Annotated in this window: 24 protein-coding genes and 2 tRNA genes; 15 read left to right on the top strand and 11 right to left on the bottom strand. The window is 71.4% G+C overall.

The annotated features are described in order from the left end of the window. Nucleotides 1–22: 22 nt before the first annotated feature. Both B9W62_RS40500 and B9W62_RS19340 read left to right on the top strand, forming a co-directional pair. Nucleotides 23–151, top strand: coding sequence for a DLW-39 family protein (locus B9W62_RS40500; RefSeq protein WP_003999697.1), 129 nt, complete (start codon nucleotides 23–25; stop codon nucleotides 149–151). A gap of 289 nt (nucleotides 152–440) precedes the next feature. Next, complete coding sequence (locus B9W62_RS19340) at nucleotides 441–1,730, top strand: hypothetical protein (RefSeq protein WP_373433693.1); 1,290 nt, start codon at nucleotides 441–443, stop codon at nucleotides 1,728–1,730. Nucleotides 1,731–1,752: 22 nt separating this feature from the next. On the opposite strand, the gene B9W62_RS19335 is transcribed toward B9W62_RS19340, so the two are convergent. Together B9W62_RS19335 and B9W62_RS19330 are read right to left on the bottom strand one after the other, a co-directional pair. Then, nucleotides 1,753–3,531 carry a serine/threonine-protein kinase gene (locus tag B9W62_RS19335; RefSeq protein WP_087808366.1) on the bottom strand — a complete coding sequence of 593 codons (1,779 nt, stop codon included), beginning with the start codon at nucleotides 3,529–3,531 and terminating at the stop codon, nucleotides 1,753–1,755. Nucleotides 3,532–3,617: 86 nt separating this feature from the next. After that, entirely contained in the window at nucleotides 3,618–4,166 is a 549-nt protein-coding gene (locus B9W62_RS19330; protein ID WP_087808365.1) for a helix-turn-helix domain-containing protein, read from the bottom strand. A gap of 180 nt (nucleotides 4,167–4,346) precedes the next feature. On the opposite strand from B9W62_RS19330, the gene B9W62_RS19325 reads away from it, so the two are divergent. Both B9W62_RS19325 and B9W62_RS19320 read left to right on the top strand, forming a co-directional pair. Further along, nucleotides 4,347–4,419: transfer RNA gene (locus tag B9W62_RS19325), tRNA-Ala, on the top strand. A gap of 399 nt (nucleotides 4,420–4,818) precedes the next feature. Next, entirely contained in the window at nucleotides 4,819–5,595 is a 777-nt protein-coding gene (locus B9W62_RS19320) for an isoprenyl transferase (protein WP_087808364.1), read from the top strand. 108 nt (nucleotides 5,596–5,703) lie between these two features. Here B9W62_RS19320 and B9W62_RS19315 read toward each other — a convergent pair whose 3' ends face one another. Continuing rightward, nucleotides 5,704–6,405 carry a DUF5324 family protein gene (locus B9W62_RS19315; RefSeq protein WP_087808363.1) on the bottom strand — a complete coding sequence of 234 codons (702 nt, stop codon included), beginning with the start codon at nucleotides 6,403–6,405 and terminating at the stop codon, nucleotides 5,704–5,706. A 320-nt stretch (nucleotides 6,406–6,725) separates the two neighbouring features. Here B9W62_RS19315 and B9W62_RS19310 point away from each other — a divergent pair, with 320 nt between their 5' ends. Both B9W62_RS19310 and B9W62_RS19305 read left to right on the top strand, forming a co-directional pair. Then, nucleotides 6,726–7,259 (top strand): peptidylprolyl isomerase, encoded by a 534-nt coding sequence (locus B9W62_RS19310; protein ID WP_087808362.1) that lies wholly within the window; start codon nucleotides 6,726–6,728, stop codon nucleotides 7,257–7,259. A gap of 104 nt (nucleotides 7,260–7,363) precedes the next feature. Beyond that, the gene (locus B9W62_RS19305; protein WP_087808361.1) at nucleotides 7,364–8,272 is read left to right on the top strand and encodes a rhomboid family intramembrane serine protease; all 909 of its coding nucleotides are present in this window, start codon (nucleotides 7,364–7,366) and stop codon (nucleotides 8,270–8,272) included. Between the two features lie 278 nt (nucleotides 8,273–8,550). Here the strand turns inward: B9W62_RS19305 and crgA are convergent, their stop codons facing one another. Further along, on the bottom strand, nucleotides 8,551–8,805 hold the full coding sequence (gene crgA, locus B9W62_RS19300) for a cell division protein CrgA (protein WP_003975080.1): 255 nt from the start codon (nucleotides 8,803–8,805) through the stop codon (nucleotides 8,551–8,553). Nucleotides 8,806–8,956: 151 nt separating this feature from the next. On the opposite strand from crgA, the gene B9W62_RS19295 reads away from it, so the two are divergent. The 5 genes from B9W62_RS19295 to B9W62_RS19275 all read left to right on the top strand — a co-directional run bounded on the left by B9W62_RS19295 (nucleotide 8,957) and on the right by B9W62_RS19275 (nucleotide 12,471). After that, nucleotides 8,957–9,736 (top strand): DUF881 domain-containing protein, encoded by a 780-nt coding sequence (locus tag B9W62_RS19295; protein ID WP_179235560.1) that lies wholly within the window; start codon nucleotides 8,957–8,959, stop codon nucleotides 9,734–9,736. 81 nt (nucleotides 9,737–9,817) lie between these two features. Beyond that, the gene (locus B9W62_RS19290) at nucleotides 9,818–9,979 is read left to right on the top strand and encodes a hypothetical protein (protein WP_179235559.1); all 162 of its coding nucleotides are present in this window, start codon (nucleotides 9,818–9,820) and stop codon (nucleotides 9,977–9,979) included. Further along, entirely contained in the window at nucleotides 9,976–10,614 is a 639-nt protein-coding gene (locus tag B9W62_RS19285) for an aminodeoxychorismate/anthranilate synthase component II (protein ID WP_087808358.1), read from the top strand. Before B9W62_RS19290 ends, B9W62_RS19285 begins: the two co-directional genes overlap by 4 nt. After that, entirely contained in the window at nucleotides 10,611–11,684 is a 1,074-nt protein-coding gene (locus B9W62_RS19280) for a class E sortase (protein WP_087808357.1), read from the top strand. The genes B9W62_RS19285 and B9W62_RS19280 overlap by 4 nt, the downstream gene beginning before the upstream one ends. A 13-nt stretch (nucleotides 11,685–11,697) precedes the next feature. Then, nucleotides 11,698–12,471, top strand: coding sequence for a class E sortase (locus B9W62_RS19275; RefSeq protein ID WP_087808356.1), 774 nt, complete (start codon nucleotides 11,698–11,700; stop codon nucleotides 12,469–12,471). A 101-nt stretch (nucleotides 12,472–12,572) separates the two neighbouring features. Here the strand turns inward: B9W62_RS19275 and pknB are convergent, their stop codons facing one another. The 6 genes from pknB to fhaA all read right to left on the bottom strand — a co-directional run bounded on the left by pknB (nucleotide 12,573) and on the right by fhaA (nucleotide 20,799). After that, nucleotides 12,573–14,588 (bottom strand): Stk1 family PASTA domain-containing Ser/Thr kinase, encoded by a 2,016-nt coding sequence (gene pknB, locus B9W62_RS19270; RefSeq protein ID WP_087808355.1) that lies wholly within the window; start codon nucleotides 14,586–14,588, stop codon nucleotides 12,573–12,575. A gap of 190 nt (nucleotides 14,589–14,778) precedes the next feature. Further along, complete coding sequence (locus B9W62_RS19260; protein WP_087808354.1) at nucleotides 14,779–16,251, bottom strand: peptidoglycan D,D-transpeptidase FtsI family protein; 1,473 nt, start codon at nucleotides 16,249–16,251, stop codon at nucleotides 14,779–14,781. Next, nucleotides 16,248–17,684 carry an FtsW/RodA/SpoVE family cell cycle protein gene (locus B9W62_RS19255; RefSeq protein WP_087808353.1) on the bottom strand — a complete coding sequence of 479 codons (1,437 nt, stop codon included), beginning with the start codon at nucleotides 17,682–17,684 and terminating at the stop codon, nucleotides 16,248–16,250. Before B9W62_RS19255 ends, B9W62_RS19260 begins: the two co-directional genes overlap by 4 nt. A gap of 27 nt (nucleotides 17,685–17,711) precedes the next feature. Then, on the bottom strand, nucleotides 17,712–19,259 hold the full coding sequence (locus B9W62_RS19250; RefSeq protein WP_087808352.1) for a Stp1/IreP family PP2C-type Ser/Thr phosphatase: 1,548 nt from the start codon (nucleotides 19,257–19,259) through the stop codon (nucleotides 17,712–17,714). 141 nt (nucleotides 19,260–19,400) lie between these two features. Further along, nucleotides 19,401–19,919 (bottom strand): antibiotic biosynthesis regulator FhaB, encoded by a 519-nt coding sequence (gene fhaB, locus B9W62_RS19245; protein WP_003975090.1) that lies wholly within the window; start codon nucleotides 19,917–19,919, stop codon nucleotides 19,401–19,403. A gap of 10 nt (nucleotides 19,920–19,929) precedes the next feature. Continuing rightward, complete coding sequence (gene fhaA, locus B9W62_RS19240) at nucleotides 19,930–20,799, bottom strand: antibiotic biosynthesis regulator FhaA (protein WP_087808351.1); 870 nt, start codon at nucleotides 20,797–20,799, stop codon at nucleotides 19,930–19,932. Between the two features lie 454 nt (nucleotides 20,800–21,253). Between fhaA and B9W62_RS19235 the strand changes: the two genes are divergently transcribed. Next, a tRNA-Leu gene (locus B9W62_RS19235) sits at nucleotides 21,254–21,340 on the top strand. A gap of 86 nt (nucleotides 21,341–21,426) precedes the next feature. On the opposite strand, the gene B9W62_RS19230 is transcribed toward B9W62_RS19235, so the two are convergent. Further along, nucleotides 21,427–22,335 carry a carbohydrate-binding protein gene (locus B9W62_RS19230; RefSeq protein WP_087808350.1) on the bottom strand — a complete coding sequence of 303 codons (909 nt, stop codon included), beginning with the start codon at nucleotides 22,333–22,335 and terminating at the stop codon, nucleotides 21,427–21,429. 377 nt (nucleotides 22,336–22,712) lie between these two features. On the opposite strand from B9W62_RS19230, the gene B9W62_RS19225 reads away from it, so the two are divergent. The 3 genes from B9W62_RS19225 to B9W62_RS19215 all read left to right on the top strand — a co-directional run bounded on the left by B9W62_RS19225 (nucleotide 22,713) and on the right by B9W62_RS19215 (nucleotide 25,554). After that, nucleotides 22,713–24,266: a DUF2252 domain-containing protein gene (locus B9W62_RS19225; RefSeq protein WP_087811981.1), complete on the top strand. Its 1,554-nt coding sequence runs from the start codon at nucleotides 22,713–22,715 to the stop codon at nucleotides 24,264–24,266. A 90-nt stretch (nucleotides 24,267–24,356) separates the two neighbouring features. Then, entirely contained in the window at nucleotides 24,357–25,172 is an 816-nt protein-coding gene (locus B9W62_RS19220) for a hypothetical protein (RefSeq protein ID WP_087808349.1), read from the top strand. A gap of 52 nt (nucleotides 25,173–25,224) precedes the next feature. Continuing rightward, on the top strand, nucleotides 25,225–25,554 hold the full coding sequence (locus B9W62_RS19215; protein ID WP_087808348.1) for a rhodanese-like domain-containing protein: 330 nt from the start codon (nucleotides 25,225–25,227) through the stop codon (nucleotides 25,552–25,554). The last annotated feature ends 385 nt before the right edge of the window (nucleotides 25,555–25,939 follow it).

The raw sequence follows: 25,939 nt of genomic DNA, 5'->3' as shown, positions 1-25,939 counted from the left end.
CAAGGAAAGACGAGGTCGCGCGGTGAAGAAGCTTCTCCTGGTCGCACTGGCCGCCATCGGCGGGCTCCTCGTGTACCGCCAGATCCAGGCGGATCGCGCCGAGCAGGATCTGTGGACGGAGGCGACTGACTCCGTGCCCACGGGTTCGTGAGAACGACCGACATCCGGTCCTGAGCAGACCCCGGCCGTCAAACGGTCGGGGTTTTGTGTTGCCCCGACCGGGCACGGTCCGCTGGGGGCGGGCGGCCGGGCGACTGGGGCATGCGGCTTGGGACATGCGGCTCGGGGCGGGCGGCGGCAGGACCGATGAGCGCGAGGGGTGGCGGGTCATGGGACGGTGGTGTACGGCTCGACGGCGCGCCGGAACGGGGCGGGCGCGGCCGACGGCGACCGTGCGGCCGACGGTGACCGCACGGGTGCCCGCACGGATGGCCGCACGCATGGCCGCACGCATGGCCGCACTGGCGGCCGTACTGGTGACGGCCGCGGCGCTGCCCGGGGCCACGGCCCTGGCCGCCGGGGACCTCGGCGGCACGGCCGGTGCCACCGCCGGGTACGACTTCGCCGGCGACGCCGTGCGGATCGCGGGCGCGAGCGCCACCGAGGACGCCGAACCGCTGGAGGCCGGCTCCACGTACCGCAGCACCCTGCCGAGGAACGGCGTCCTCTATTACCGCCTCGACCTCGACGACGCCTCCGACGCTTACGTCTCCGTCACCGCCGTACCCGGTGCCGACGGCGAGGTCACCGCCGTCGACGGCATCCGGGTCTCCGTGCAGGACGCCGACGGCGGCTCGTGCTCCGTGCAGAGCGCGACCTTCGGCGCCGCCCGCAGCCCGCGCCCGGTCACCGCCTGGGGCATGCGCGAGATCGACCCCGGTGCCGGCCGGTGCCAGGACCCCGGCACCTACTACGTCGGCGTCGAGCGGACCCGGCCCCAGGACTCCCCGCCGGACGACTGGGACCTGGAGATCACCGCCGCCGCGGAACCCCGCCCGCGGCAGGGCGGCGCCACCAAGGCGCCCGAGACGTGGGACTCCGCCTCGCCCGAACCGCTCGCCGGTGAGCCGGAACGCCGGCCGGGCGGCAACGGTTTCGCCCACGCCACCCTCGTCGGGCAGGGCGTCTGGCGCGACGACATCCGGCCCGGGGAGACCCTTTACTACAAGGTGCCGGTCGACTGGGGCCGCCAGGTGTCGGCCACCGCCGAACTCGCCGGGTCCGCGGACGCCTCCGGCTACGCCACCGGGGCCCTGCGGCTGGCCCTGCACAACCCCGCCCGCGGCGAGGTCGACGACGTCGCCAAGGGCTACACCGGACGCCGGACCAGTGTCGGCCTCGCCCCCCTGCCGCCCGTCGCGTACCCCAACCGGTACGCCACCGCCGGACAGGTCGGCGCGCTGCGGTTCGCCGGTGACTACTACCTCGTGGTCCACCTCGCGGCACAGATGGCCGACGACTTCGGCCAGGGCCCGTTCGCACTGACGCTGCGCGTCCGACTCGGCGGCACGGCGGGCGGCGGACCCGACTACGCGGGGGAGTCCCGGCCGAAGGGCCTCTTCGAGGTCTCGGCGCAGGACCGTGCGGCCGCGCCGCCCGGGGGCGGGCCCGCTGGGGGCGCGGACGAGGACCTCGCCATGAAGGCGGTCGCCGTCGGCGGGATCGGCACCGGCAGCCTGCTGCTCCTCGGCCTGGCCGTGTGGACGGCGACGGCCCGGCGCCGGGCCTAGGCCCCCTTCCGGCGCGCCCGACTCAGATACGGGTCAGCGCCCAGAACCCCACGGCGTAGCAGGCCAGCGCGAGCAGCAGCAGCGGCAGGGCCACCCGGGCCGGGGGGCCGGGACGGCGGCGCCGCCGTGTCCCACGGTGCTGGGCGGGAGGGGCGGACCGCGGGTTCCGTGCGGTGTACGCGGCGGTGGGGACGTCGGCGCGCTGCGGCGGGGACGGCGCGAGGGCCTGGGCGGGGAGCGGCGGCCCGTACGACGCCCGGTACGGCGTGCCGTCCGGCGCCGAGGTCTGCGGCGCCGGATGCGGTACGTGCTGTGGCAGGTGCCGCGGTGCGCCCGTGAACGCCCGCTGCTGCGTGGGCGGTTGTGGGGGCGGCAGGTGGAAACTGCCGGTCTCCGACATGGCACCGTCCCGCTCGGCCGGGGGAACCTCCGTCGGCGGCGTCGTTCCGCCCGGGTCATCCGGGTACACCGGACCGGACGCCGACGGCGGCGACCCGGCGGGTACGGAGGACGCCCAGCCCTGCCCGTCGGAGGGCGTGTGCCCGGTGGGGCCGGACGGGGCGCCGTCGAGGGCGGGCGGCCCACCGGTGGGCGCCAGGCCCGGGCCCGTCGGCGGTGTGGGCGGGGGTGTCGGACCCGGGGCGATGGGCGACGGGTCGTTCTGGTCGGGCAGCGGGCCGGTAGCCGGTGTTGGCGGGGTGGGGGGTGTCCGGTCCCCGGTCCGGGACCGGTCGGGCGGGGGCGTGGTCGGCCAGGAGGGTGCCGGCGGGGTGGCGTGCGGGGACGGGGTGGCCTGCGGGGACGGGGTCGGCGCGTGCGGGGACGGGGTCGCGTCGCCCGGGGGGTGGCGTGGGTCCGTGGGCGCGGTGCCCGGAGGGCGTCGTGGGTCCGTGGGGGTGTCGTCCACGCCGGAGGCCCTCTTGAGCGGGCCCTCGGGGCCGAACCCCGGTGGCAGTGGGCCCACTTGGTCGAAGATCTCGATCAGCTCGTCGTCGGGTCCGGGCTCCGGCAGCAGCTCCACCGCCGCGGCCAGCGCCTTGCGCGCCCCCGTCGCGGTACGGAACCGCGCCGCCGGATCCGGCTGTAGCAGCGTCGCCACGACCTGCCACAACGGCTCGGGCATCCCCCGCGGCGCGGGCGGCGTACCGTGCTCGGCGAAGTGCTGCACGAGCGTCCTGGCGTCCGGCTTGGCCCCCTCCAGCAGGTACAGGGCGACCAGACCCACCGCGAACAGGTCCGCCGGGAAGTCCGGCTCCGCACCCATCATCTGCTCCGGCGCCAGATAACCCGGCGTCCCCACCACGAGGTTGGTCTCCGTCAGCCGCGGCTCACCCAGCCGCATCGCGATGCCGAAGTCGGACAGCCTGAGGCGCGGACGGCCCGTTCCCGTCGCCTCGAGGAGCAGGTTGGCGGGCTTGATGTCACGGTGCACGACGCCTTCCCCGTGCACCGCGGCCAGCCCCGACAGGAGCTGGTCGAGCAGCGTGCACACGAAGTCGGGCGGCAGGGGACCGTAGTCCCCGACCAGGTGGACCAGCGAGCCGCCCGTGACCAGGTCCATCGTGAACAGGACCTGGTCGTCGTCCGCGGCCCAGCTCGCCGGCGCCAGCACATGAGGATGATCGATCCGCAGCGCCTGCTCGCGGACGAACCGCAGCAACGAATGCGCGTCCCGCTGCTGGAGCACCTTCGCGGCCACATAACGCCTGCGCCGGTGGTCCCAGGCGCGCCAGACGGCACCCACGCCGCCCCGGCCGATCGGGTCGACCAGCTCGTACCGGCCCGCGAAGACCTCACCCATGGCTGTGCGCCGCTCCTCCCCTGGGACCTGTCGCGCCACTCCCGCCGGCCCGGCCGCCGACCCCCTCGGCGACCGGACCCACGGGGTCAGTTCTGGTGGGACTGGTAGTGCGCGACCGCGTCCGAGGTGCGGCCCGCGCCGTACACCCGCAGGAACTCCGCCAGCTCCGGATGCGAGGAGGAGAGGGCGTCCGCCGCGTCGATGATGTCTCCCGCGGCCGCCACCGAGCGCAGCAGCGACTGGATCTCACGGACCACCCGCTTGACCGTGGGAGCACCCGAACTGCTCGTGGTCGTCGTGGTGTTGCTGAGCACCGAGCCCCCCTGCGACTTCTTGATCTCGTCCATGCGCTCCGTCGCCTCGGCCGCGCTCACACTGCCGTCGGCGACCTGCCCCGCCAGGTCCTGTAGCAGCTGGACCCGCTGGACCACCGCGGGATTGCCGATCTTCGCCCGCTGGCCGCTCATCAGCTGCGACAGCATCGGTGCGGACAGCCCCAGCACCCCCGCGAGACGTGCCTGGTTGAGACCGAGATCATCGATAAGCCTGCGGAAGAGCGCCCCCAGCGGCTCCCCGTACCAGTTCCGCTGCAGTTCCCGCGCTCTTGCGGTGGCTTCCTGCTGTGCGGCGTCCATTGCGTCTCCCCATCGCTTCCCCAAAAACCGCAGTTCGCTCCAGCGAACCACGCCGAGCATCTTACGGAGCGTGGTCGTTCCCCGGGACCCCCAATCATTTGTGAGATACGGGGGGCGACCCGGTACTCTGGTCCCCGGCACCCGACGGTCCGTGGCACCAGGACCGGCGGCGCCTCCCGAGGGGCCTTAGCTCAGTTGGTAGAGCGCTGTCTTTGCATGGCAGATGTCAGGGGTTCGACTCCCCTAGGCTCCACCGTCAAGTACACCTCCGACCTGCGGAAAAGCGGGTCGGAGGTGTTCTGTTCCCGCCAGGCGGTCCGCAGCGGCCCCGCCGCACGCGGGCCCCGGCGGACGGAGACGTTCCTCACCGTCGTCACCCTCGCACCGTGCCCGACCCCGCCCGCATCGGCCGGGTGATCAACAACAACCGGAGGGAAAGGGCCAGTTGACCACGTGGAACAACGCTCCGGCGGCCGCGCCACCGCCTGAACCGGACCGCGGACGGGCCCCTCTCGGCGCCCCGGCGGCGCTGTCTGCTCTTGATATCGTCACCCCACAGGGCATCAGCGCCACACCCCCGCGGGGCGGTGCCACGTGGCTCATCGCCGTCGGAGCCGTCCATTCGCTACCGACGAGGTGGAAGGGGTAGACCATGCGGGCGAAGGTACGAGCCGCTCTCGACGCGCTCTACATGAAGCGGCTGGTCAGGGAGTTGGAGGGACGCCCACGCCCCCAGCACATCGGCATCATGCTCGACGGCAACCGCCGGTGGGCCAAGATGTCCGGCATCGACGACCCCCGCGAGGGCTATCGGGCCGGCGGTGCGAAGGTGCTGGACTTCCTGCGCTGGTGCGACTCCGCGCAGATCGAGCACGTCACCCTGTTCATGCTCTCCGACGACAACCTCCACCGGCCCGAAGAGCAGCTGAACCCCCTCATCGACATCATCGCCGAGGTCGTCGAGCAGCTGGCCGCGCCGGGCAACCCCTGGCCCGTCGAGGCCGTCGGCGCTCTGGACCTGCTGCCCGCCGAGTCGGCGAGCCGCCTCAAGACCGCCACCGCCGCCACCCAGGGCCGCAAGGGCGGCACCAAGGTCGACGTCGCCGTGGGCTATGGCGGCAGACGAGAGATCGTCGACGCCGTGCGCTCCGCCCTGACCGAGCACAGCTCGCAGGGCGGCGACATCGACGAGTTCATCGAGACCTTCACCATGGAGCACATCTCCAAGCACCTGTACTCCAAGACCCGGTCCGAGTCCGACCTCATCATCCGCACCTCCGGCGAGCAGCGGCTCTCCGGATTCCTGCTCTGGCAGTCCGCCTACGCGGAGGTCCACTTCTGTGAGACCTACTGGCCGGACTTCCGTGAGATCGACTTCCTGCGCGCCCTGCGCTCCTACTCCCTCAGGGAACGCCGCTACGGCCGCTGAGCGCGGTTGTGCGGTTTCACGTGAAACATCGCCGCGGGGCGGGAGACTCAAGGTCTCCCGCCCCGCGGCGGTAAGTACAGCAGCCGGTACTTGTACGGCGAGTGAGGATCAGCGGGGCTCGTCGCCCTCCGCCGCCTCCTCCTGGGCCTGCTTGGCCTGCACCTCGGGATCGAGGATCGCCTCGCCGGTACCGTCCACCGACGTCAGCCGGCCCGACTCGGGAACCTCGGTCGCCTCCGGCGGCTCCACCAGCCAGTCCGGGTTGGCCTGCTTGTCCCACCACTTCCACGCGGCGAAGGCGCCGCCCGCGACGATGCCGACCACCGCGAAGACCTTGGCGACCCGGCCTGCCCGGGCCCGTCGCTGGTGCTTGCGCGTCAGCCGCTGGATCTCCTTGGCCGTGACCTGACCACGCAGCGCGGCCAGCGCGGCGGCACCACGCGCCGTGGCCTCCTCGCGCACGGGTCCGGCCGCGGCCACCGCCTGCTCGATCCTCGGTCGGGAATAGTCGGCCGCCTGCCGAGCGGCCAGACGCGTACGGATCGCGGCCTCCTGCGCGGCCGCGTCCATCTTCGGCGGCACATGCGTACGGGCCTGTTCCAGCCGCGGCGCGACATGCGTGCCGTACTGGTGACGCGCCTGGCACGTGGCCTGGGACACCTTGGGCGCCAGCCGTACGCGCGCCTCCTGTGCATAGTGAGCGGCCCTGTCCTTGGCCGTGTCGGCGTAGGGCGCCACCACTTCCGCGGCGTGCAGCACGCTGTCCTTCGCCGAACCGGTCGCGGCGCGCACGCTGTCGATGCGGGTCACGGGTTCCTCCTCCTCGGTGGCGTACGGTAATTCGACTTTCCACCCTTTTACGGATCATGCCTGGGGACGCACTGCCAGGCATGCGAGGGCGGGCATCCGGGTCACGGACGATGCCGCCGTGGCCTCTGGGACAAGTGGTGATGAAGTTGCGAACAAGAGCTGATCGACATCAATAACGGATGAATACCGGGCAACACATGCCTGTCCCCGACCATGCCACGGATCGGCGCCCCATGCTCGTGACCCAGCGGGATGAGCGACGAACCCGCCTCCGACCGTGCGAGGATCGGTGCGCACAACAGGACGAGGGAAGGCACATCGTGGCCGAGCAGCTCTACGCCACCCTGAAGACCAACCAAGGTGACATCGAGGTCCGGCTGCTGCCGAACCACGCACCCAGGACCGTCAAGAACTTCGTCGAGCTCGCCCGCGGCGAACGCCAGTGGACCCACCCGGCCACCGGCGAGACGTCCACGGCCAGGCTCTACGACGGCACCGTCTTCCACCGGGTCCTCAGCGGCTTCATGATCCAGGGCGGCGATCCGCTGGGCAACGGCACCGGCGACCCCGGCTACCAGTTCCCCGACGAGTTCCACCCCGACCTCGCCTTCGACAGGCCCTACCTGATGGCCATGGCCAACGCCGGGCCCGGCACCAACGGCTCGCAGTTCTTCATCACCGTCTCCCCGACGACCTGGCTGAACCGCAAGCACACGATCTTCGGCGAGGTGACCGACGCGGCCAGCCAGCAGGTCGTCGACACCATCGCCGCAGTGCGGACCAATCCCCGCACCGAGCGCCCCCTGACCGACATCGTCATCGAAACGGTCGTCGTCGCAACGCGGAACGCCTGAGACCCCCGCACACCGGGCAGGAACCAAACGCCCCGCCCATCCGTAGAGAAGGGCGGGGCGGTGCATCTGCACACACCGCCCGCAGGGACGACCGAGGGGATGCCATGGACCACGCGGCCGCCGGCCCACCGGACGCCGGCTCGCCGGGAGCCCAGAGCCTGCCCGGCTGCTATCGCCACCCCGACCGCGAGACCGGCATCCGCTGCACCCGCTGCGAACGCCCCATCTGCACGGACTGCATGGTGAACGCCTCCGTCGGCTTCCACTGCCCCGACTGCGCGGCGGGCCGCACACCGGGAGCCACCGGCCCGGCTCCGAGTGCCTCCCGGCCCCGCACCCTCGCGGGCGGCACCGTCGCGGCCGACCCCCACCTCGTCACCAAGATCCTGGTCGGGATCAACGTGGCGGTGTTCATCGCCGTCCAGGCGCTGCCCGACTCCTTCCTCGCCGACCTGGTGCTCATCGGGCGCTGGCCCCCCGCCCCCTTCGTCCCGACCGAGGGCGTCGCGGAGGGCGAGTGGTACCGCCTGGTGACCACGATGTTCACCCATCAGGAGATCTGGCACATCGGCTTCAACATGATCACCCTGTGGTTCCTCGGCGGCCCCCTGGAAGAAGCCCTCGGCAGAGCCCGCTACGTAGCGCTCTACCTCGTCTCCGGCCTCGCCGGCAGCGTCTGCGCCTACCTGCTCGAGTCACCCACCACGGCCACCCTCGGCGCCTCCGGCGCGATCTTCGGCCTCTTCGGTGCCACCGCCGCACTGATGCGCCGGCGCAACGCCGACATGCGGCCGGTCGTCATCCTGCTGGCGATCAGCCTGGTCTTCACCTTCACCCGGGACAACATCTCCTGGCAGGCCCACGTCGGCGGCCTGGTCGCGGGCGCCGTGATCGGCTACGCCATGCTGCACGCCCCGCGTGAGCGGCGTGCGCTGGTCCAGTACGGCACCTGTGCGCTGGTCCTCGTGGTCGTCGTAGGGCTGACCCTGTTGAGGACGGTGCAGCTCACCTGAGCGCCAGTTGTCCACAGAAGGTGGCGGATCTTGTGCACAGCGTGCGGGAACACATGTGCCCCCTGTCACTGACCAGCGTTCTCGCAGGTCAGGCAGGGGGCGAACACGTTTTCGGAACTGTGGTCCAGCCGGTACTTCCGTCACACCGGCGTCAACGCCCGACGGGTTATCCACAGATCGTCTTTCTTTTCCCCAGCGTGTGGACAGCGCCTGTGGATAACTCCGTGAATACCCCTGGGCAGAGCTGATCCGGAGCTACTGGGCGGCCACCGCCGGGGTTACTTCCACTGCGTCGAGACGCCGAACCCCGCGGCGATGAAACCGAAGCCCACCACAATGTTCCAGTTGCCCAGCGAGTCGATGGGCAGGGAACCGTCGGTGACATAGAAGACGACGATCCAGGCCAGACCGATGACGAACATGGCCAGCATGACCGGCGCCACCCAGCCGCGGCTGGTCAGCTTGATGCTGGTCGCCTGCTTCGACGGCGGCGGCGTGTAATCGGCCTTCTTGCGGATACGTGACTTCGGCACGAGGGTCTCTCCTGTCGATGCGCTGCGTGGCCGCGCAGGGAACGGGGCTCGGTCTCGGTGGGCGGCGTACATGGGACAAGGGGACTCTGAGCGCTCCCCCGGGCGTCCGTTAGCGTAGTCCTTCCGTGGCGCCGAAGGAGATAAGGGTACGTTGAGCAATTCTGCCGACTCCCCCGGGACGGGATCCAGCCCTGTCCGCCGACGCCGTTTCCGGCCCGTGCGGATACTCACGGCGGCCGTGTTCGCACTCGCCGGACTTATCTTCTTCACCAGCTTCAATACCGCGAAGGGCACCAATATCCGTACGGACGCCTCTTTGCTCAAGTTGTCCGATCTCATCCACGAGCGCAGCCGGGAGAACGGCGATCTGGAGGAGTCCAACGGCTCCCTGCGCGAGGACGTCGAATCGCTCGCCGAACGCGACGACGGCCGGACGAAGTCGGAGGACGACGAACTGGCGGCGCTGGAGGAGAAGGCGGGCACGCAGAAGCTGAAGGGCAAGGCGATCACCGTCACCCTCGACGACGCCCCGCCGGACGCCACCGCGAAGCTCCCCGGCTATCCGGAACCGCAGCCCGACTACCTGGTGATCCACCAGCAGGACCTCCAGGCCGTGGTGAACGCCCTGTGGCAGGGCGGCGCCGAGGGCATCAAGGTCATGGACCAGCGGCTGATCTCCACCAGCGCGGTGCGCTGCGTGGGCAACACCCTGATCCTCCAGGGCCGCGTCTACTCACCGCCGTACAAGATCCAGGCGGTCGGGGACCCGGAGGACCTCAAGGACGCGCTGGCGAAGTCGCCCGCGATCCAGAACTACATGGTGTACGTCAACGTGTACGGGCTCGGCTGGAAGGTCGAGGACGACGGGCGGGTGACGCTGCCGGGCTACTCGGGCACGGCGGACCTGCACTATGCCCAGCCTGTGGATTAGGGCCGTTCCGCGGGGCCCGGCGCCGCTAGTCTGGTGCGGTACGGCGTGAGTCTGGCGCCGTGGTGCGACGGAAGGGACGGCATGTACGGGTGGATCTGGCGGCATCTGCCGGGGAACACGTGGGTGAAGGCGCTGCTCTCGCTCATGCTGGCGATGATCGTGGTCTACGTCCTCTTCCAGTACGTCTTCCCGTGGGCCGAACCGCTGCTGCCCTTCAACGATGTGACGGTGGACAACCAGTGAGCGCGCGCATCCTCGTCGTCGACAACTACGACAGCTTCGTCTTCAACCTGGTCCAGTACCTGTACCAACTCGGCGCCGAGTGCGAGGTGCTGCGCAACGACGAGGTGTCGACGGCGCACGCCCAGGACGGCTTCGACGGCGTCCTGCTCTCGCCCGGCCCGGGTACGCCGGAGCAGGCGGGCGTCTGCGTCGACATGGTCCGGCACTGCGCGGCGAGCGGGGTGCCGGTCTTCGGCGTCTGCCTGGGCATGCAGTCGATGCAGGTGGCGTACGGCGGTGTGGTGGACCGGGCGCCCGAGTTGCTGCACGGCAAGACCTCGCCGGTGGAGCACACCGGCCGGGGCGTCTTCGCGGGGCTGCCCTCGCCGTTCACGGCGACGCGGTACCACTCGCTGGCGGCGGAGCCGGCCACGGTGCCGCCGGAGCTGGAGGTGACGGCCCGTACGCCGGACGGGATCGTGATGGGCCTGCGCCACCGGGACCTGCTGGTGGAGGGCGTGCAGTTCCATCCGGAGTCGGTGCTGACCGAGCACGGGCACCGGATGCTGGCCAACTGGCTGGTGGAGTGCGGCGACCAGGACGCGGTGGCGAGGTCGGCGGGGCTCGCCCCGGTGGTGGGCAGGGCCACGGCGTGACCGCGCTGCGCCCCGAGCGCGACTCCGGCACGGCCGGTGACCAGGGATCCTCGTACGGGCAGCCGTACGGGGATTCCGGTGCGTTCGGGGACGGTTGGTACGAGGAGTTCGCGTCCGGGGAATCCGCGGACGGGTACCGGCCGCCGCTCACCGACGACGAGACGGTGGCGCTGCGGGTCCCGGAGCCCCCGGCGCGGCGGACGCCCGCCGAGACCGGGGCCGCCTCCGCGGCGGACGGTCCCGCGGGCGGCGGGCGGGCGGCCCGCAGGAAGGCCGCGAAACGGCGTCACGGGCGCCGTGGGGCGCCCCGGAGTCAGTCACCGGGGGCTGAGGCCGAGGAGGGCGCGAAGGCGCCCCTGTCGCGCGTGGAGGCCCGTCGGCAGGCGCGGGCACGCAAGCCCGGCGCCGCGGTGATCGCCAGCCGGGCGATCGGTGAGATCTTCATCACGACCGGCGTGCTGATGCTGCTGTTCGTCACCTACCAGCTGTGGTGGACGAACGTGCGGGCGCACGCCCAGGCGAACCAGGCCGCGAGCGACCTCCAGGACGACTGGGCGAACGGCAAGCGCAACCCGGGGGCCTTCGAGCCCGGACAGGGGTTCGCGCTGCTGCACATCCCCAAGCTGGACGTGGTGGTGCCGATCGCGGAGGGCATCAGCAGCAAGAAGGTGCTGGACCGGGGCATGGTCGGGCACTACGCGGAGGACGGGCTGAAGACCGCGATGCCGGACGCCGCGACCGGCAACTTCGGGCTCGCGGGCCACCGCAACACGCACGGAGAGCCGTTCCGGTACATCAACAAGCTGGAGCCGGGCGACCCGATCGTGGTGGAGACGCAGGACAAGTACTTCGTGTACAAGATGGCGTCGATCCTGCCGGTGACGTCGCCGAGCAACGTGAGCGTGCTGGACCCGGTCCCGAAGCAGTCGGGCTTCAAGGGACCCGGCCGCTACATCACCCTCACCACCTGCACGCCGGAGTTCACCAGCAAGTACCGCATGATCGTGTGGGGCAAGATGGTCGAGGAACGGCCGCGCAGCAAGGGCAAGCCGGATGCGCTCGTCAGTTAAGGGCGGATGACCAGTGGCAGCGACCACCGACACGGACCAGCAGGAGCACGCCGGCGAGGACGGCCGACCGGATACCGGGACCGGCCGCAGCGGGCGCGGTCCGCGCCGGATCGTCGCGCGGGCGGTGAGCGTCTTCGGCGAGCTGCTCATCACCGCGGGCCTGGTGATGGGCCTGTTCGTCGTCTACTCGCTGTGGTGGACGAACGTGGTCGCCGACCGCGCGGCGGACCAGCAGGCCGACAAGGTCCGCGACAACTGGGCCCAGGACCGGGTGGGCGGGGGCGGCCCGGGCGCGCTGGACACCAAGGCGGGCATCGGCTTCCTGCACGTCCCGGCGATGGGCGAGGGCGACGTCCTGGTGGAGAAGGGCACGTCGATGAAGGTCCTCAACGACGGCGTGGCCGGCTACTACACGGACCCGGTCAAGGCGACGCTGCCCACCTCGGACAAGAAGGGCAACTTCTCGCTGGCCGCCCACCGGGACGGGCACGGCGCGAAGTTCCACAACATCGACAAGATCGAGAAGGGTGACCCGATCGTCTTCGAGACGAAGGACACCTGGTACGTCTACAAGACCTACGCCGTCCTGCCCGAGACCTCGAAGTACAACGTCGAGGTGCTCGGCGGCATCCCCGAGGAGTCCGGCAAGAAGAAGGCCGGCCACTACATCACCCTGACGACCTGCACCCCGGTCTACACGAGCCGCTACCGGTACGTGGTCTGGGGCGAGCTGGTCCGCACGGAGAAGGTGGACGAGGACCGGACGCCGCCGGAGGAACTGCGCTGACCGACCCGCCGACACGGTGGTGCGGGCGAGGGCACGAAGAAGGGTCCGGTACCTGGCCAGGTACCGGACCCTTCTTCGTGAGGAGCGTTACGCGAGGAGCGTCAGTCGTCGTTGCCGCGGAGCCCGCCGATGATGCCGCCCCCGTTGCCGCCGCCGTTGTCGCCGCCTTGCTGCCCGGCAGCGAACAACGTGACCTTGTCGCCCTTCTTGACCTCCTGGCCCTCGGGCGGGTTACTCCCGAACACGATCGCGTTGTCGTCGTTCGGGGCGCCCTGGACCTTCTCGAGTTGCAGACCGCTCTGGGCGAGGACCTGCTTGGCCCGGGCGACCGTCATCTGCGTGACCTTCGGCATCGCGAACTTCTCGTTGGCCGGCGCCTTGGCGACCTTCACGTTGACCACGCTGCCGCGGTCGGCGTCCTGCCCGGCACCCAGGCTCTGCTCGAAGATGGTCCCCTCGGCCTGCGCGGTGGACTCCGCCACCTCCTGAGTGCCGAGGGCGAGACCCTGCTCCTCCAGACGCTTCTTGGCGTCCTCGGGGGTCATGCCGCTCAGATCGGGCACCGTCACCTGGGACGTCTCCTTGGCGACGGTGAGGGTGACGGTGGAGCCCTTCTCCCGTGACGCACCGCTCTTGGGGTCCTGCGTGAGCACGGTGTCCGGGGTCTGGGTGGACTCCTCCGACTGCTTCTCGACCTCGAAGCCCTTGTCCTTCAGGGCGGCTTCCGCCTCGCTGAAGGCGAGGCCCTCGACGTCGGGGATCTCGACCTTCGGCGCGCCCGTCGAGACCACCAGGTTGACGGTGGACTCCTTGTCGACCGAGGCGCCCTGCTTGGGGTCCTGGTCGCAGACGCTGCCCTTCTTCTGGTCCTCGCAGGGCTTCTGCTCGACCGTGCCCAGCTTGAGGTCGGAGTTGGTGAGCAGTTGCTCGGCGTCGTCCTGCGTCTGACCGATCAGGGCGGGCACCTCGACCTTGCCGTCGCCCGGCCCTCCGCCCCCGCTGAACGCGTATTTGCCGATCAGGATCGCGCCGACCAGGACGAGGACGCCGGCCAGCACCAGGAAGATCGTGGAGGTGTTCTTCTTGCGGGGCTGCTGGCGGCGCCGGTCGGGGCGCTCGTCGTAACCGTAGCCGCCGTCGTCCGGGTTCATGGGCGGCAGCATGGTCGTGGCGCCGCCGCCCGCGTCGGAGCGCAGCGCGGTGGTCGGCTGTTCGTCCGGGTAGGCGCCGTAGCCGCCGGCGGCCATGGCGCCCATCGCGGCGGTGGCTCCGACGGGCTGGCCGTCCAGGCAGGCCTCGATGTCGGCGCGCATCTCGTCGGCCGACTGGTAGCGGTAGTCCGGGTCCTTGACCAGGGCCTTCAGCACGATCGCGTCCATCTCGGGCGTGATCTCGGGGTCGAAGACGCTCGGCGCCTGCGGTTCCTCGCGCACGTGCTGGTAGGCGACCGCGACCGGGGAGTCGCCCACGAAGGGCGGACGCACGGTCAGCAGCTCGTAGAGCAGGCAGCCCGTGGAGTACAGGTCGGACCGGGCGTCGACCTGCTCGCCCTTGGCCTGCTCCGGGGAGAGGTACTGGGCGGTGCCGATCACCGCGGCGGTCTGGGTCATCGTCATGCCGGAGTCGCCCATGGCGCGGGCGATGCCGAAGTCCATGACCTTGACCTGGCCGTTGCGGGTGAGCATGACGTTGGCCGGCTTGATGTCGCGGTGGACGATGCCGGCCCGGTGCGAGTACTCCAGGGCCTGGAGGATGCCGATCGTCATCTCCAGCGTCCGCTCCGGCAGCAGTTTGCGGCCGGAGTGGAGCAGCTCACGGAGTGTGGAGCCGTCGACGTACTCCATGACGATGTACGGGATCGACACGTTGTCGATGTAGTCCTCGCCCGTGTCGTAGACCGCCACGATCGCGGGATGGTTGAGCGAGGCGGCCGACTGGGCCTCCCGGCGGAAGCGGGCCTGGAAGGACGGGTCACGCGCGAGGTCCGCGCGGAGTGTCTTCACCGCCACCTGGCGTCCGAGCCGGGTGTCATGAGCGTGGTAAACCTCCGCCATGCCACCACGGCCGAGCACAGGGCCCAGCTCGTACCGGCCGCCGAGGCGACGCGGCTCTTCCATGGTTACCTACCAGCCCTCTCCGTCGGTCCCGACCGGCATGCTTGTACGGTCGGAGGCTGCCGTCCGGCCTACCGTACCCGGCTCACTCCGGCCCCCTTGGCCGAGCCGGGCAGCCGATACAGGACCGGTATCGCAACGTGCGCCGATGTGAAGGGGACGTGACCGGAGTCACGCCCCGTTCATGGCGCGGTCACTTCTTGCTGTCGATGACGGCCTCCATGACGTTCTTCGCGATCGGTGCCGCGAGGCCGCCGCCGGAGATGTCGTCGCGGCTGGCGTTCTCGTCCTCGATCACCACGGCCACGGCGACGGGCGAGCTGCCGTCGTCGGCCTTGGCGTACGAGATGAACCAGGCGTACGGGTTCTCGCTGTTGTCGACGCCGTGCTGTGCGGTACCGGTCTTGCCGCCCACCTTGACGCCGTCGATCTGTGCATTGGTTCCCGTGCCGTCCTCGACGACGGTCTCCATCATGGACTGGAGGATCTGGGCGTTGTCCGCGGACAGCGGCCTGCTCATCTCCTCGGGGTCCGTCTTCTCGATGGTGTCCAGGTTGGGGGCCTGGAGCTCGTCGACCATGTACGGCTTCATCAGGGAGCCGTTGTTGGCGATGGCGGAGGTGACCATGGCCATCTGCAGCGGAGTGGCGGCGGTGTTGTACTGGCCGATGGAGGAGAGCGCGGTCTGCGACTCGTTCATGTCGTCCGAGAAGACGGAGGCGCTGGAGCGGACCGGGACGAACTGCTCCTCGGTGAAGCCGAACTTCTTGGCCGTCTCGAGCATCTTGTCGTTGCCGAGGTCGGAGCCGACCTTGCCGAAGACGGTGTTGCAGGACACCCGCAGTGCCTCGCGGAGGGTGGCGTCCTCGCAGGGGAGGTCGCCCTCGTTCGGCAGGGGCGTGGTGGTGCCGGGCATGGTCCACGGCAGCGGGGAGTCGGTCTTCTCGTCGGCCGAGTCGTACTTCCCGTGCTCCAGGGCCGCCGCCGCGGTGACCACCTTGAAGGTGGATCCGGGCGGATAGACCTCGCGCAGCGCGCGGTTGAGCATCGGGTCGTCGGGGTTGTTCTTCTTCTGGAGCTTGTTCCAGGCCTCGCCCGCGGCCTCGTTGCTGCCCGCGATGACGCTGGGGTCGTACGACGGGTAGGAAGCCATCGAGAGGATCTTGCCGGTGGACGGCTCGATCGCGACGACGGCGCCCTTGGCGCCCTGCTTCTTCAGACCGTCGTAGGCGGCCTTCTGGGCGGCGCTGTTGAGGGTGGTGACGACGTTGCCGCCCTCGCGCTTCTTGCCCGTGATCATGTCGAGGGTGTTGCGGAAGAAGAGCCGGTCGTCGTTGCCGGTGAGGATGCCGTCGTCGATGGACTCGAGCTGGGTGGCGCCGAAGGCCTGGGAGACGTACCCGGTGACGGGCGCCCACATGGCGCCGTCCTTGTAGGTGCGCTTGTACTTGAAGTCGCCCTCGGTGGTGGCGTGTCCGGTGATGGCCTTGCCGTCGACGATGATGTCGCCGCGGGGGCTGGCGTACCGCTCGATGGCGACCCGGCGGTTGTGCTCGTCCTCCTTCAACTCGTCGGCCTGGACGTACTGGAGCCAGTTGTCCCGGATGAGCAGGGTGAGGACGAGGAGACCGCAGAAGAGCGCGATGCGGCGCAGTGGCTTGTTCACGGCCGGACCACCTGCGTCATCTCGGCGTCGGGGCTGGCGGGCGCGGCGGGTGCCGGTCTGCGCGCGGTGTCGCTGATGCGCAGCAGAATGCCGATCAACGCCCAGTTGGCGATGACGGAGGAACCGCCGTAGGCCAGGAAGGGCATGGTCATACCGGTGAGCGGGATGAGGCCCATGACACCGCCGGCGACGACGAAGACCTGGAGCGCGAAGGCCCCGGAGAGGCCGATCGCGAGGAGCTTGCCGAAGGGGTCGCGGGCGGCGAGGGCGGTGCGCACGCCGCGTTCCACGATCAAGGCGTAGAGCAGGAGCAGGGCCATCAGGCCGGCCAGGCCCAGTTCCTCGCCGAAGGTGGCGAGGATGAAGTCGGAGTTGGCGGCGAAGCGGATCAGCTCGGAGTGGCCCTGGCCCCAGCCGGTGCCGAGGGTGCCGCCGGAGCCGAAGGCCCACAGGGCCTGCTGGGCCTGCTCGGAGTGGCCGCCGACGCCCGCGCGGGAGAGCGCGTACTCCTTCATCGGGTCGAGCCAGGCGTCGACGCGCTGCTGGATGTGCGGTTCGAAGCTGGCGACGCCGACGGCGCCGACGGCGGACATCATCAGGCCGAAGACGATCCAGCTGGTCCTCTCGGTGGCGACGTACAGCATGATCACGAACATGCCGAAGAACAGCAGCGAGGTGCCGAGGTCGGTCTCGAAGACCAGGATCAGGATCGAGACGATCCAGACCACCAGGATGGGGCCGAGGTCGCGGCCGCGCGGCAGGTAGAGGCCCATGAAGCGGCGGCTGGCCAGCGCGAGCGCGTCGCGCTTCACCATCAGGTAGCCGGCGAAGAAGATCGCGAGGACGATCTTGGCGAACTCACCGGGCTGGATGGAGAAGGAGCCCACCTGGATCCAGATCTTGGCGCCGTAGATGTTCTTGCCGAGGCCCGGTACGAGCGGGAGCAGCAGCAGGAACAGGGCGCCGAGCATGGAGATGTAGGTGTAGCGCTGAAGGACGCGGTGGTCCTTGAGGAAGATCATCACGGCGACGAACAGGGCGATGCCCATCGCGGTGTACATCAGCTGGCGGGGTGCGGCGGTGCCGGCCTGCTCGATGTCCTGGAGCAGTTCGGACTGGTCCAGGCGCCAGATGGCGACGAGTCCGAGGCCGTTGAGCAGCGTGGCCAGCGGCAGCAGCAGCGGGTCCGCGTACGGCGCGAACTTGCGCACGACGAGGTGGCCGACGCCGGCCAGCAGGCCGAGGCCGAATCCGTAGCTCAGCAGCCCCGCGGGCACCTCGTCGTTGATGGCGAGGCCCACGTTGGCGTAGGCGAAGACCGGGATGAGGACGGCGAACACGAGCAGAGCCAGTTCGGTGTTGCGCCGGCTCGGGGCGCCGATGGCGCCGATCGTGGACGTGTGGTGCGTCGACGGGTTGGTAGTACTGCTCATCGTGTGACAGGGCCTCTCACGGCTTGCCTACTGCTTACCGCACAGCGAGACGACCTTCTGCTCTTCCTCCGAGAGGGTCGGTCCTGAGCCTGGAGTGGGTGCGGTCGTGGACGGGGACTCGGACGATTCGGGTGCCTCGGGCGAGCCCGACGGGTTCGGGCTGGGTGAGGCCTTGGACGTGAAGGAGGCGGGGCTGGTTCCCGTGGTGCCCCCGGCCTCGCCCTCGCCCGTCTTCGCGTTCTTCTCGGTCTCCGCGGTGCGCCGGTCGGCCTGCTTCTTGCAGGCGGAGGCCTGTACCGCCAGTTCCTCGATCTTGGCCCGGGCGTCGTTGAGGTCGCCCTCGGGGATGGTGGCCTCGACCAGTTTCTGCTGGTAGGGCGGCAGGTACTTGAGTTCGATCTCGGGGTGGTCCTTCTGGACCTTCGAGAGCGAGACCCAGGCGAGGTCCTGGCTGATGCCCCGGTACAGCGCGAGGTGGTCGTCGTTGGTGCCGACGTAGTACTGGGTCTGGGTCCAGCGCCAGCCGCCGTAGGTGCCGCCGCCGATGACGGCGAGGGCGAGGGCGGTGTACAGGGACCGCTTGAGCCACTTGCGGTTCTTGCGGGGCTTGACGAAGTCGTCGGGGCCGTAGTCGTCGAAGCCGCCGGCCGGGATGAAGCCGGTGACGTCGCCGCTGCCGGGCGGGCCGAACTCGCCGCCCCCGCCGCGCTGTCCGCCCGGCCGGCCGAGGCCCGCGGCGCGCCCGGCCGGGGTCTGCATGATGCCGTTGTCGCCCATCTGGGCCTGGTTCTCGGCGACGGCGCCGACGACCACGGGGGTGTCGGAGAGCTGCCCGGCGAGGGTGTCGCCGGTGTCGAGGTCGAGGACGTCGGCGACGATAACGGTGATGTTGTCGGGGCCGCCGCCGCGCAGCGCGAGCTGGATCAGCTCCTGGACGGTCTCCTGGGGGCCCTGGTAGCTGGCGAGGGTGTCCTCCATCGTCTGGTGGGAGACGACGCCGGAGAGTCCGTCGGAGCAGATCAGATAGCGGTCGCCGGCCCGCACCTCGCGGATGGACAGGTCGGGTTCGACGTGGTCGCCGCTGCCGAGGGCGCGCATCAGCAGGGAGCGCTGCGGGTGGGTGCCCGCCTCCTCCTCGGTGATCCGTCCCTCGTCGACGAGGCGCTGCACCCAGGTGTGGTCCTGGGTGATCTGGGTGAGGACGCCGTCGCGCAGCAGGTAGGCGCGGGAGTCGCCGACGTGGACCATGCCCAGGCGCTGGCCGGTCCACAGCAGGGCGGTGAGCGTGGTGCCCATGCCCTCCAGGGCGGGGTCCTCCTCGACCATCTGCCGCAGCTGGTCGTTGGCGCGCTGGACGGCGTGGCCGAGGGAGGTGAGGACGTCGGAGCCGGGCACGTCGTCGTCGAGGGCGACGATGGTGGAGATCACCTCGGAGGAGGCGACCTCGCCGGCGGCCTGGCCGCCCATGCCGTCGGCGATGGCGAGCAGGCGCGGACCGGCGTAGCCGGAGTCCTCGTTGCCCTCCCGGATCATGCCCTTGTGGGAACCGGCGGCGAAGCGCAGTGACAGACTCATGCGCACCTCGCCCGTCGGCTCCGAATGCAGCCGGTCGTGTCGAGCCACACTGCCCACCCTCCGGTCGGGAGCGCGCCGGGGCCCGGGGTGCCGGCCGCCGCTGCGTGCTCGCTCCGCTCGCGCTCATTCATTGGTGTAGCACTACTTCCGCAGCTCGATGACGGTCTTGCCGATGCGGATCGGCGCCCCGGGGCCAATCGGTGTGGGGGTCGTCAGCCGGGCCCGGTCCAGGTAGGTGCCGTTGGTGGAGCCCAAATCCTCGACGATCCACTGGCCGTTCTGGTCCGGGTAGATCCTGGCATGGCGGCTGGAGGCGTAGTCGTCGTCCAGCACGATCGTCGAGTCGTGTGCCCGGCCGAGCGTGATGGTCTGCCCCTGGAGGGCAACGGTGGTGCCGGTGAGGGTGCCCTCCGTCACGACCAGCTTGGTGGGCGCGCCCCGGCGGCCGCGGCCTCCGCCGGACTGCTGGCGCTGCGGTGGAGGCGCCTGGCCCTGGCGCGTGGCGGTCTGCTGCGGTCGGGCGGCGTCGCGTCGCGCGCCGCGCTGGGTGACCCGCGTACCGAAGAGGTCGCTGCGGATGACCTGCACGGCCACGATCACGAACAGCCACAGTACGGCGAGAAAACCCAGCCGCATGACCGTGAGGGTCAGCTCTGACATTGCCCCCGGATCACCCTTCGGCTTGCCTGTAGATAACGGTGGTGCTGCCCACGACGATGCGTGAGCCGTCGCGGAGCGTAGCGCGGGTGGTGTGCTGCCCGTCCACCACGATGCCGTTGGTGGACCCGAGATCCTGGATCGTCGAGGGCGTTCCGGTCCGGATCTCGCAGTGCCGGCGGGAGACGCCGGGGTCGTCGATCCGCACGTCGGCCTCGGTGCTGCGGCCCAGCACGAGCGTCGCGCGGGAGATCTGATGGCGGGTGCCGTTGATCTCGATCCAGTGGCGGGTGCGTCCGCCGGGTGCGGGTGCGGCCGGGGGCTGCTGGCCGCCGGCGGGCTGCGGGTAGCCGTAGCCGCCGGGACGGCCGGGTGGCGGCGCGGACGGCATGGGCGGGGCGCCCGCGGGGGCGGCGGCCGGCGGGTAGCCGTACCCGCCGCCCGGGGCGCTGGGCCGCGCGGGCGGCGCCGGCGGTGCCGCGGGGCCCGGGCCGCCCTGGTGGCTGGTAGAGGAGGCGAGCGTGCGGCTGCGCACCCGGTACAGGCCGGTGTCGAGGTCGTCCGCCTTCTCCAGGTGGACCTTGATCGGCCCCATGAAGGTGTAGCGCTGCTGCTTGGCGTAGTCGCGGACCATGCCGGCCAGCTCGTCGCCGAGCTGCCCGGAGTAGGGGCTGAGGCGCTCGAAGTCCGGAGTGCTCAGTTCCACGATGAAGTCGTTGGGCACGACGGTGCGGTCGCGGTTCCAGATGGTCGCGTTGTTGTCGCATTCGCGCTGGAGCGCTCCCGCGATCTCCACGGGCTGCACCTCGGACTTGAACACCTTCGCGAAGGTGCCGTTGACCAGACCTTCGAGACGCTGCTCGAACTTCTTCAGGACTCCCATGGGGCACCTCCTCCGTCGCTGCCGTGCGGTCCTGCACTGCCCACCTGGTACTGCTTACTGATCGTATCCACGCGCCGGTCGATCGGCTGGTTCCCCCTGTCGGCCCGGTCGACGGGTGTCGACGCCTCTCGGAGTTCCCGCCGGAGCTCCCCTTCGAACTCCCGCGGACCTTCGGGATGTGCTCCCGCAGGTAACTCATGCCCAGGATCGTAGAGGCGGCCGCAGACCAGTGTCCCGCACCTGACCGCGGTCCCCCACCGGCTCCTGGGGAGACGGGCCGGACCGGTACGAGGTTGATACGTGAACGGCCCAGGACCGGGACGAGTGCCCGAAGGAGGGCGTGCGCCCCGGTCCGCCGGGGGAAAGGGATGTGAATCGACCCGTTCCAGCGTGCTAATGTTCTCGTGTCGGAAGGCGCCGGACCGCAAGGAAAAGCCCGGAAGACACACCCAATGCGCGGGTGGCGGAATAGGCAGACGCGCTGGATTCAGGTTCCAGTGCCCGCAAGGGCGTGGGGGTTCAACTCCCCCCTCGCGCACCAGTCGAAAGCCCCCCAGGTCTCGGACCTGGGGGGCTTTCGCATGTCCGGGTGCGGTGGCCCGCGGTGCGTGTGCTGTGAGGAAGGTCTCAGGACTCCGGCTGCCACAGGGCCGGCACGTTCGGCGGCTCCCAGCCCGTCATCGCGGTGTGCGCCTGGAGGCACCGGTAGGAGCGGCCGCCGTACGTCACCCGGTCGCCGGAGGTGTAGGCGTGGCCGCTCGCCCAGGTGCCGCCCGGCGGGTCGGTGGGCGGGTCGGTGGGCGGGTCCGTGGGGCCGGTGTCGCCGTCCACGTTCAGGACGAAGTCGAAGGTGCCCTCCTTGCCGCCGCCGGCGCCGCGGACGTTCATCAGCAGGGCCGGGTCGAAGATCATGTCCGTGCTGTTGCGGGGCTCGCCGGGGAAGTAGAGCTGGGTGGTGAGCACGGGCTCGCCGGGGGCCTGCACCTTGACGTGGATGTGCCGGGTGCGGCCGGGATAGAGGCCGGGCACGATCGTCTTCAGGGCGAAGGCGCCGGTGGCGCCGGTGAACTGGTGGCCGCGGAAGGTGTACCCGGCCATGTCGTAGGCGCCGTAGTTGTCGGCCTGCCAGAAGTCGAGGAGTACGCCGGACAGCGGGACGCAGTTGCGGCCGAAGACGTAGCCGCTGACGGTCAGCGGGGTCCCCGGGGTGCCGGGAGTGACCAGGTTGGTGCGCAGCGGGGAGTTCGGCTTGAAGTACGGGCCCTCCATCTGGTCGGGCGTCAGGTCGTCGCCGTCGTCGCAGTAGGGGGTCGGCGTCAGCCTCCGGCCGTCGGAGGAGCGGGCGGCGTCCCGGGCCAGCGCGATACCGCCGGTGGCGAGCAGCGGAACGGTGGCGCCGGCGGCGACGGCCGCCCTGAGCAGTGTCTTCCGGCTGATCCCGCGGTCGGCGCCGGAACCCTGGCCGGAGCCGGAGCCGGAGCCGGGTCCGGGTCCGGGCTTGGGCACGTCGGGAGTGGTGGGGGTGTCGGAGGTCATGGCGGTTCCTCGGTCTCCTCGGTGGGTGGTCCCTGGGGAAGGTGCGGGACGTGCGGCATCCGGGACGTCGGGACAGGGAGCGCGCCCGCCGGCGCGGGGCAGGCTGCTGTAGGTGCTTCGGCGGGCGCGCTCCGTGGTGATCGCTGGCCACCGTAGGCGCGCCGGAGGGGGCCCGGGCACCTCCTGTTTCGCCCCCTGCCCGGCGTTATGAGGGCGCGGACGGGGCCCGTGTACGGGCGGTGCGGCCGGGGGTACGGTCGTGGCGCGCCGGCGCGGCGCGGATCACCGGTGCACCGCGCGGGTACGGCCGGGCACGGCACGAGGCCGTACTGCGCGCGGATACGGACGGGTACGACGAGCACGGGGAGGCGGCCGGGATGACCGGGGCGACGGCGGGGGCGGGCACGCAGGCGGCGGCCTCAGAGGCGGCCGGGGCGGTGCCGACGGCGCGTGCGGGCGGGGACGCGGAGGGAACGCGGGGGACGGCCGGCGGGGCCGGAGGGGTGGCCGGAGGGTCGGGAGGCGGGGCCGGAGGGGCGGTGCCGGGCGGGCGGCCGCCGGTCGTTCCCGGGTTCGCGCGGTGGCCCGTGGGCGGCTCACCGAAGGCCGAGGGCAAGGCGCTGCGCACCCGCGTCCCGCGGTCCGCGCACGCCGCGCTCGACCTGGACGCCGCCCGGCCGGACGCGGTGCGCGCGGTCGAGGAGTCCCACCGCGGCCGGATACCGGGGCTCACCCCGATCCGCGCCGGGCGGATGGCGGCCACGCCGTTCGCCTTCCTGCGCGGGTCGGCGGGCCTGATGGCGTACGACCTGGCGCGTACGCCGGTGACCGGGATCGGCGCCCAGATCTGCGGGGACGCGCACGCCGCCAACTTCGGTCTCTACGGCGACGCCCGCGGCGGCCTGGTCATCGACCTGAACGACTTCGACGAGACGGTCCACGGCCCCTGGGAGTGGGACCTCAAGCGGCTCGCCGCCTCGCTCGTGCTCGCGGGCCGGGAGGCCGGCGCCGACGAGGACACCTGCCGCGAGGCCGCCCACGACGCGGCCGGCGCCTACCGGCGCACCATGCGGCTGCTGGCGAGGCTTCCCGCACTGGACGCCTGGAACGCCATCGCCGACGAGGAACTGGTCTCCCACACCGACGCCCACGACCTGCTCGGCACGCTGGAGCGGGTGTCCGAGAAGGCGCGGGCCAACACCAGCGGGCGCTTCGCCGCGAAGTCGACCGAGCCGACCGAGGACGGCGGGCGGCGCTTCGTGGACGCCGCGCCGGTGCTGCGCCGGGTGACGGACACCGAGGCGGCGTCGGTCGCGGGTGCCCTGGAGGCGTACCTGGCCACCCTCTCCGAGGACCGGCTGCCGCTGCTGGCCCGGTACGCGGTGCACGACGTGGCCTTCCGGGTCGTCGGTACCGGCAGCGTGGGCACGCGGTCGTACGTCGTGCTGCTCCTGGACCACCGGGGCGAACCGCTCGTGCTCCAGGTCAAGGAGGCCCGGCCCTCCGCGCTGCTGCCGCACCTGGCCGCCGCCGGATTCGAGGCGCCCGAGGCCGCGCACGAGGGCCGCCGGGTCGTCATGGGGCAGAAGCGGATGCAGGTGGTCAGCGACATCCTGCTGGGCTGGACCTCGGTCGACGGACGGCCCTTCCAGGTACGGCAGTTCCGCAACCGCAAGGGCAGCGTCGACCCCGCGGCGCTGGCCGCCGACCAGCTGGACGACTACGGCCGCATGACGGGCGCCCTGCTGGCCCGGGCCCACGCGCACAGCGCCGACCCGCGGACCGTCGCGGGCTACTGCGGCAAGAACGACGAACTGGACGAGGCGGTGGCCGCCTTCGCCGTCGCCTACGCCGACCGCACCGAGGCGGACCACGCGGAGCTGGTGGGCGCGGTGCGCACGGGGCGGGTGGCGGCGGAACTGGGGGTGTGAGGCGCGGGACCGGGGGTGTGCGGGGCGGGCGGACCGTGCCCCGGCCCGCGTGGGGGGCGCCGTCCGCCGGACAGGCCCTAGGCTGGTCGGGTGACGACGCCGGAAGCTGAGCCCGAGCAGGGGGGTGCGCCGCGTCCCGAGGAACGGCTGGAACAGGCCGTACGGGCCGCCGAGCAGGCACTCATCGAGTACGAGATCGCCCTGGAGACCTTCCGCGTGGAGGTCGAGAACTTCTCGCGGCTGCACGAGCAGCGGCTCGGCCCGGTGTACGCCCGGCTCGAGGAGCTGGAGGCGCAGATCCTGGAGGCCCGGGCGGCCCGCACGGGCGACGCCGACGACCTGCGCCGGGCCGACGAGGCGCGGGCCCGCCTGATGCCGATCCCCGGCGTCGAGGAGCTGCTGAACGGCTGGATGGACGGGGACGGGCTGTTCCCGGAGGCCACGGCGATGCTCACGGACCAGGCGGTACGGCCCCCGCAGCGGGTCAGGCCCGGCGAGGAGGCCCGCAAGCTCTACCGCGAGCTGGCCCGCAAGGCCCACCCCGACCTCGCGCAGGAGGAGGCCGAGCGGGTCCGGCGCGAGGAGTTCATCACCCGCGTCAACGCCGCCTACGCCCGCGGCGACGCGGCGGAGCTGCGCGAGCTGGCCGCGGAGTGGGCCGCCGGGCCGGTGCCCGAGCGGCGCCCGAGCCGCGGCGAGGAGCTGTACGCCCGCCTCGAATGGCTCGACCGGCGCAAGGAGCTGCTCACCCTGCTCGCCAAGGAGCTGGAGGAGAGCGCCATCGGCGCCATGCTCCGGCTGGCCCCGGACGACCCCGACCGACTGCTCGAGGAGATCGCCGAGCAGCTGGCGACGCAGGTGCGCGAGCGGGAGGCGGAGCTGGCGGGAGTGCTGGCCCAGGACTGAGCCGCCGGGTGGCGGCTCGGGTAGCGTCTGGGACATGAGTTTCGGAGCTGGTGTGCCCACGGTCGGTGTCGAGGACCTCGCGGACGGCGACTTCCTGCTGGACGTCCGCGAGGACGACGAGTGGCAGGCGGGTCATGCCGCCGGGGCGCTGCACATTCCCCTCAGCGAGTTCGTGGCCCGGTACGGTGAGCTGGCCGAGGCCGCGCCGCAGGACGGCCGGGTGCACGTGCTGTGCCGCGTCGGGGGCCGCTCGGCGCAGGTCACCATGTACCTGGTCCAACAGGGTGTCGACGCGGTGAACGTCGACGGGGGCATGCAGGAGTGGGCCGCCGCCGGGCGTCCCGTGGTGGACGACAAGGGCGAGCCGGGGCACGTTCTCTAGGCTGTCCCCGCCGGATGTGGCGACGGCCACGGTGCGGCCGGTCCGCCGGGGGCTGTGCGGGCGGCCGGTCCTGAGTACCGTTCCCGTTCGAACGTCGCCGAGCAGTCGCCCGGGGGCCGCATGGGCGCCCCCGCGGCGGAGCGGGCGGATGGACGGATCGGGACCGAACGGGGCGGAATGGACGCGTACGACAAGGGCTCGGACGCCCGGCAGGGGCAGGACGGGCCCGGCGGGCCGGACCGGCCCGACCGGCCGGACGGCGAAGCCGATCCGGCGGAGACCGCCGCCCCGGAGGCGTCCGCCGCTGCGGGGGCAGCTGGTGTCCCGGAGACAACTGCCGTTCCAGAGGCAGCTGGTGTCCCGGAGGCGGCCGATGTCCCGGAGG

Source organism: Streptomyces sp. CS113, assembly GCF_002188365.1.
In the GTDB taxonomy this organism is placed as follows: domain Bacteria; phylum Actinomycetota; class Actinomycetes; order Streptomycetales; family Streptomycetaceae; genus Streptomyces; species Streptomyces tendae.
The sequence above is the reverse complement of the archived record's forward strand: the minus strand, read 5'-3'. Positions and strand labels throughout refer to the sequence as shown.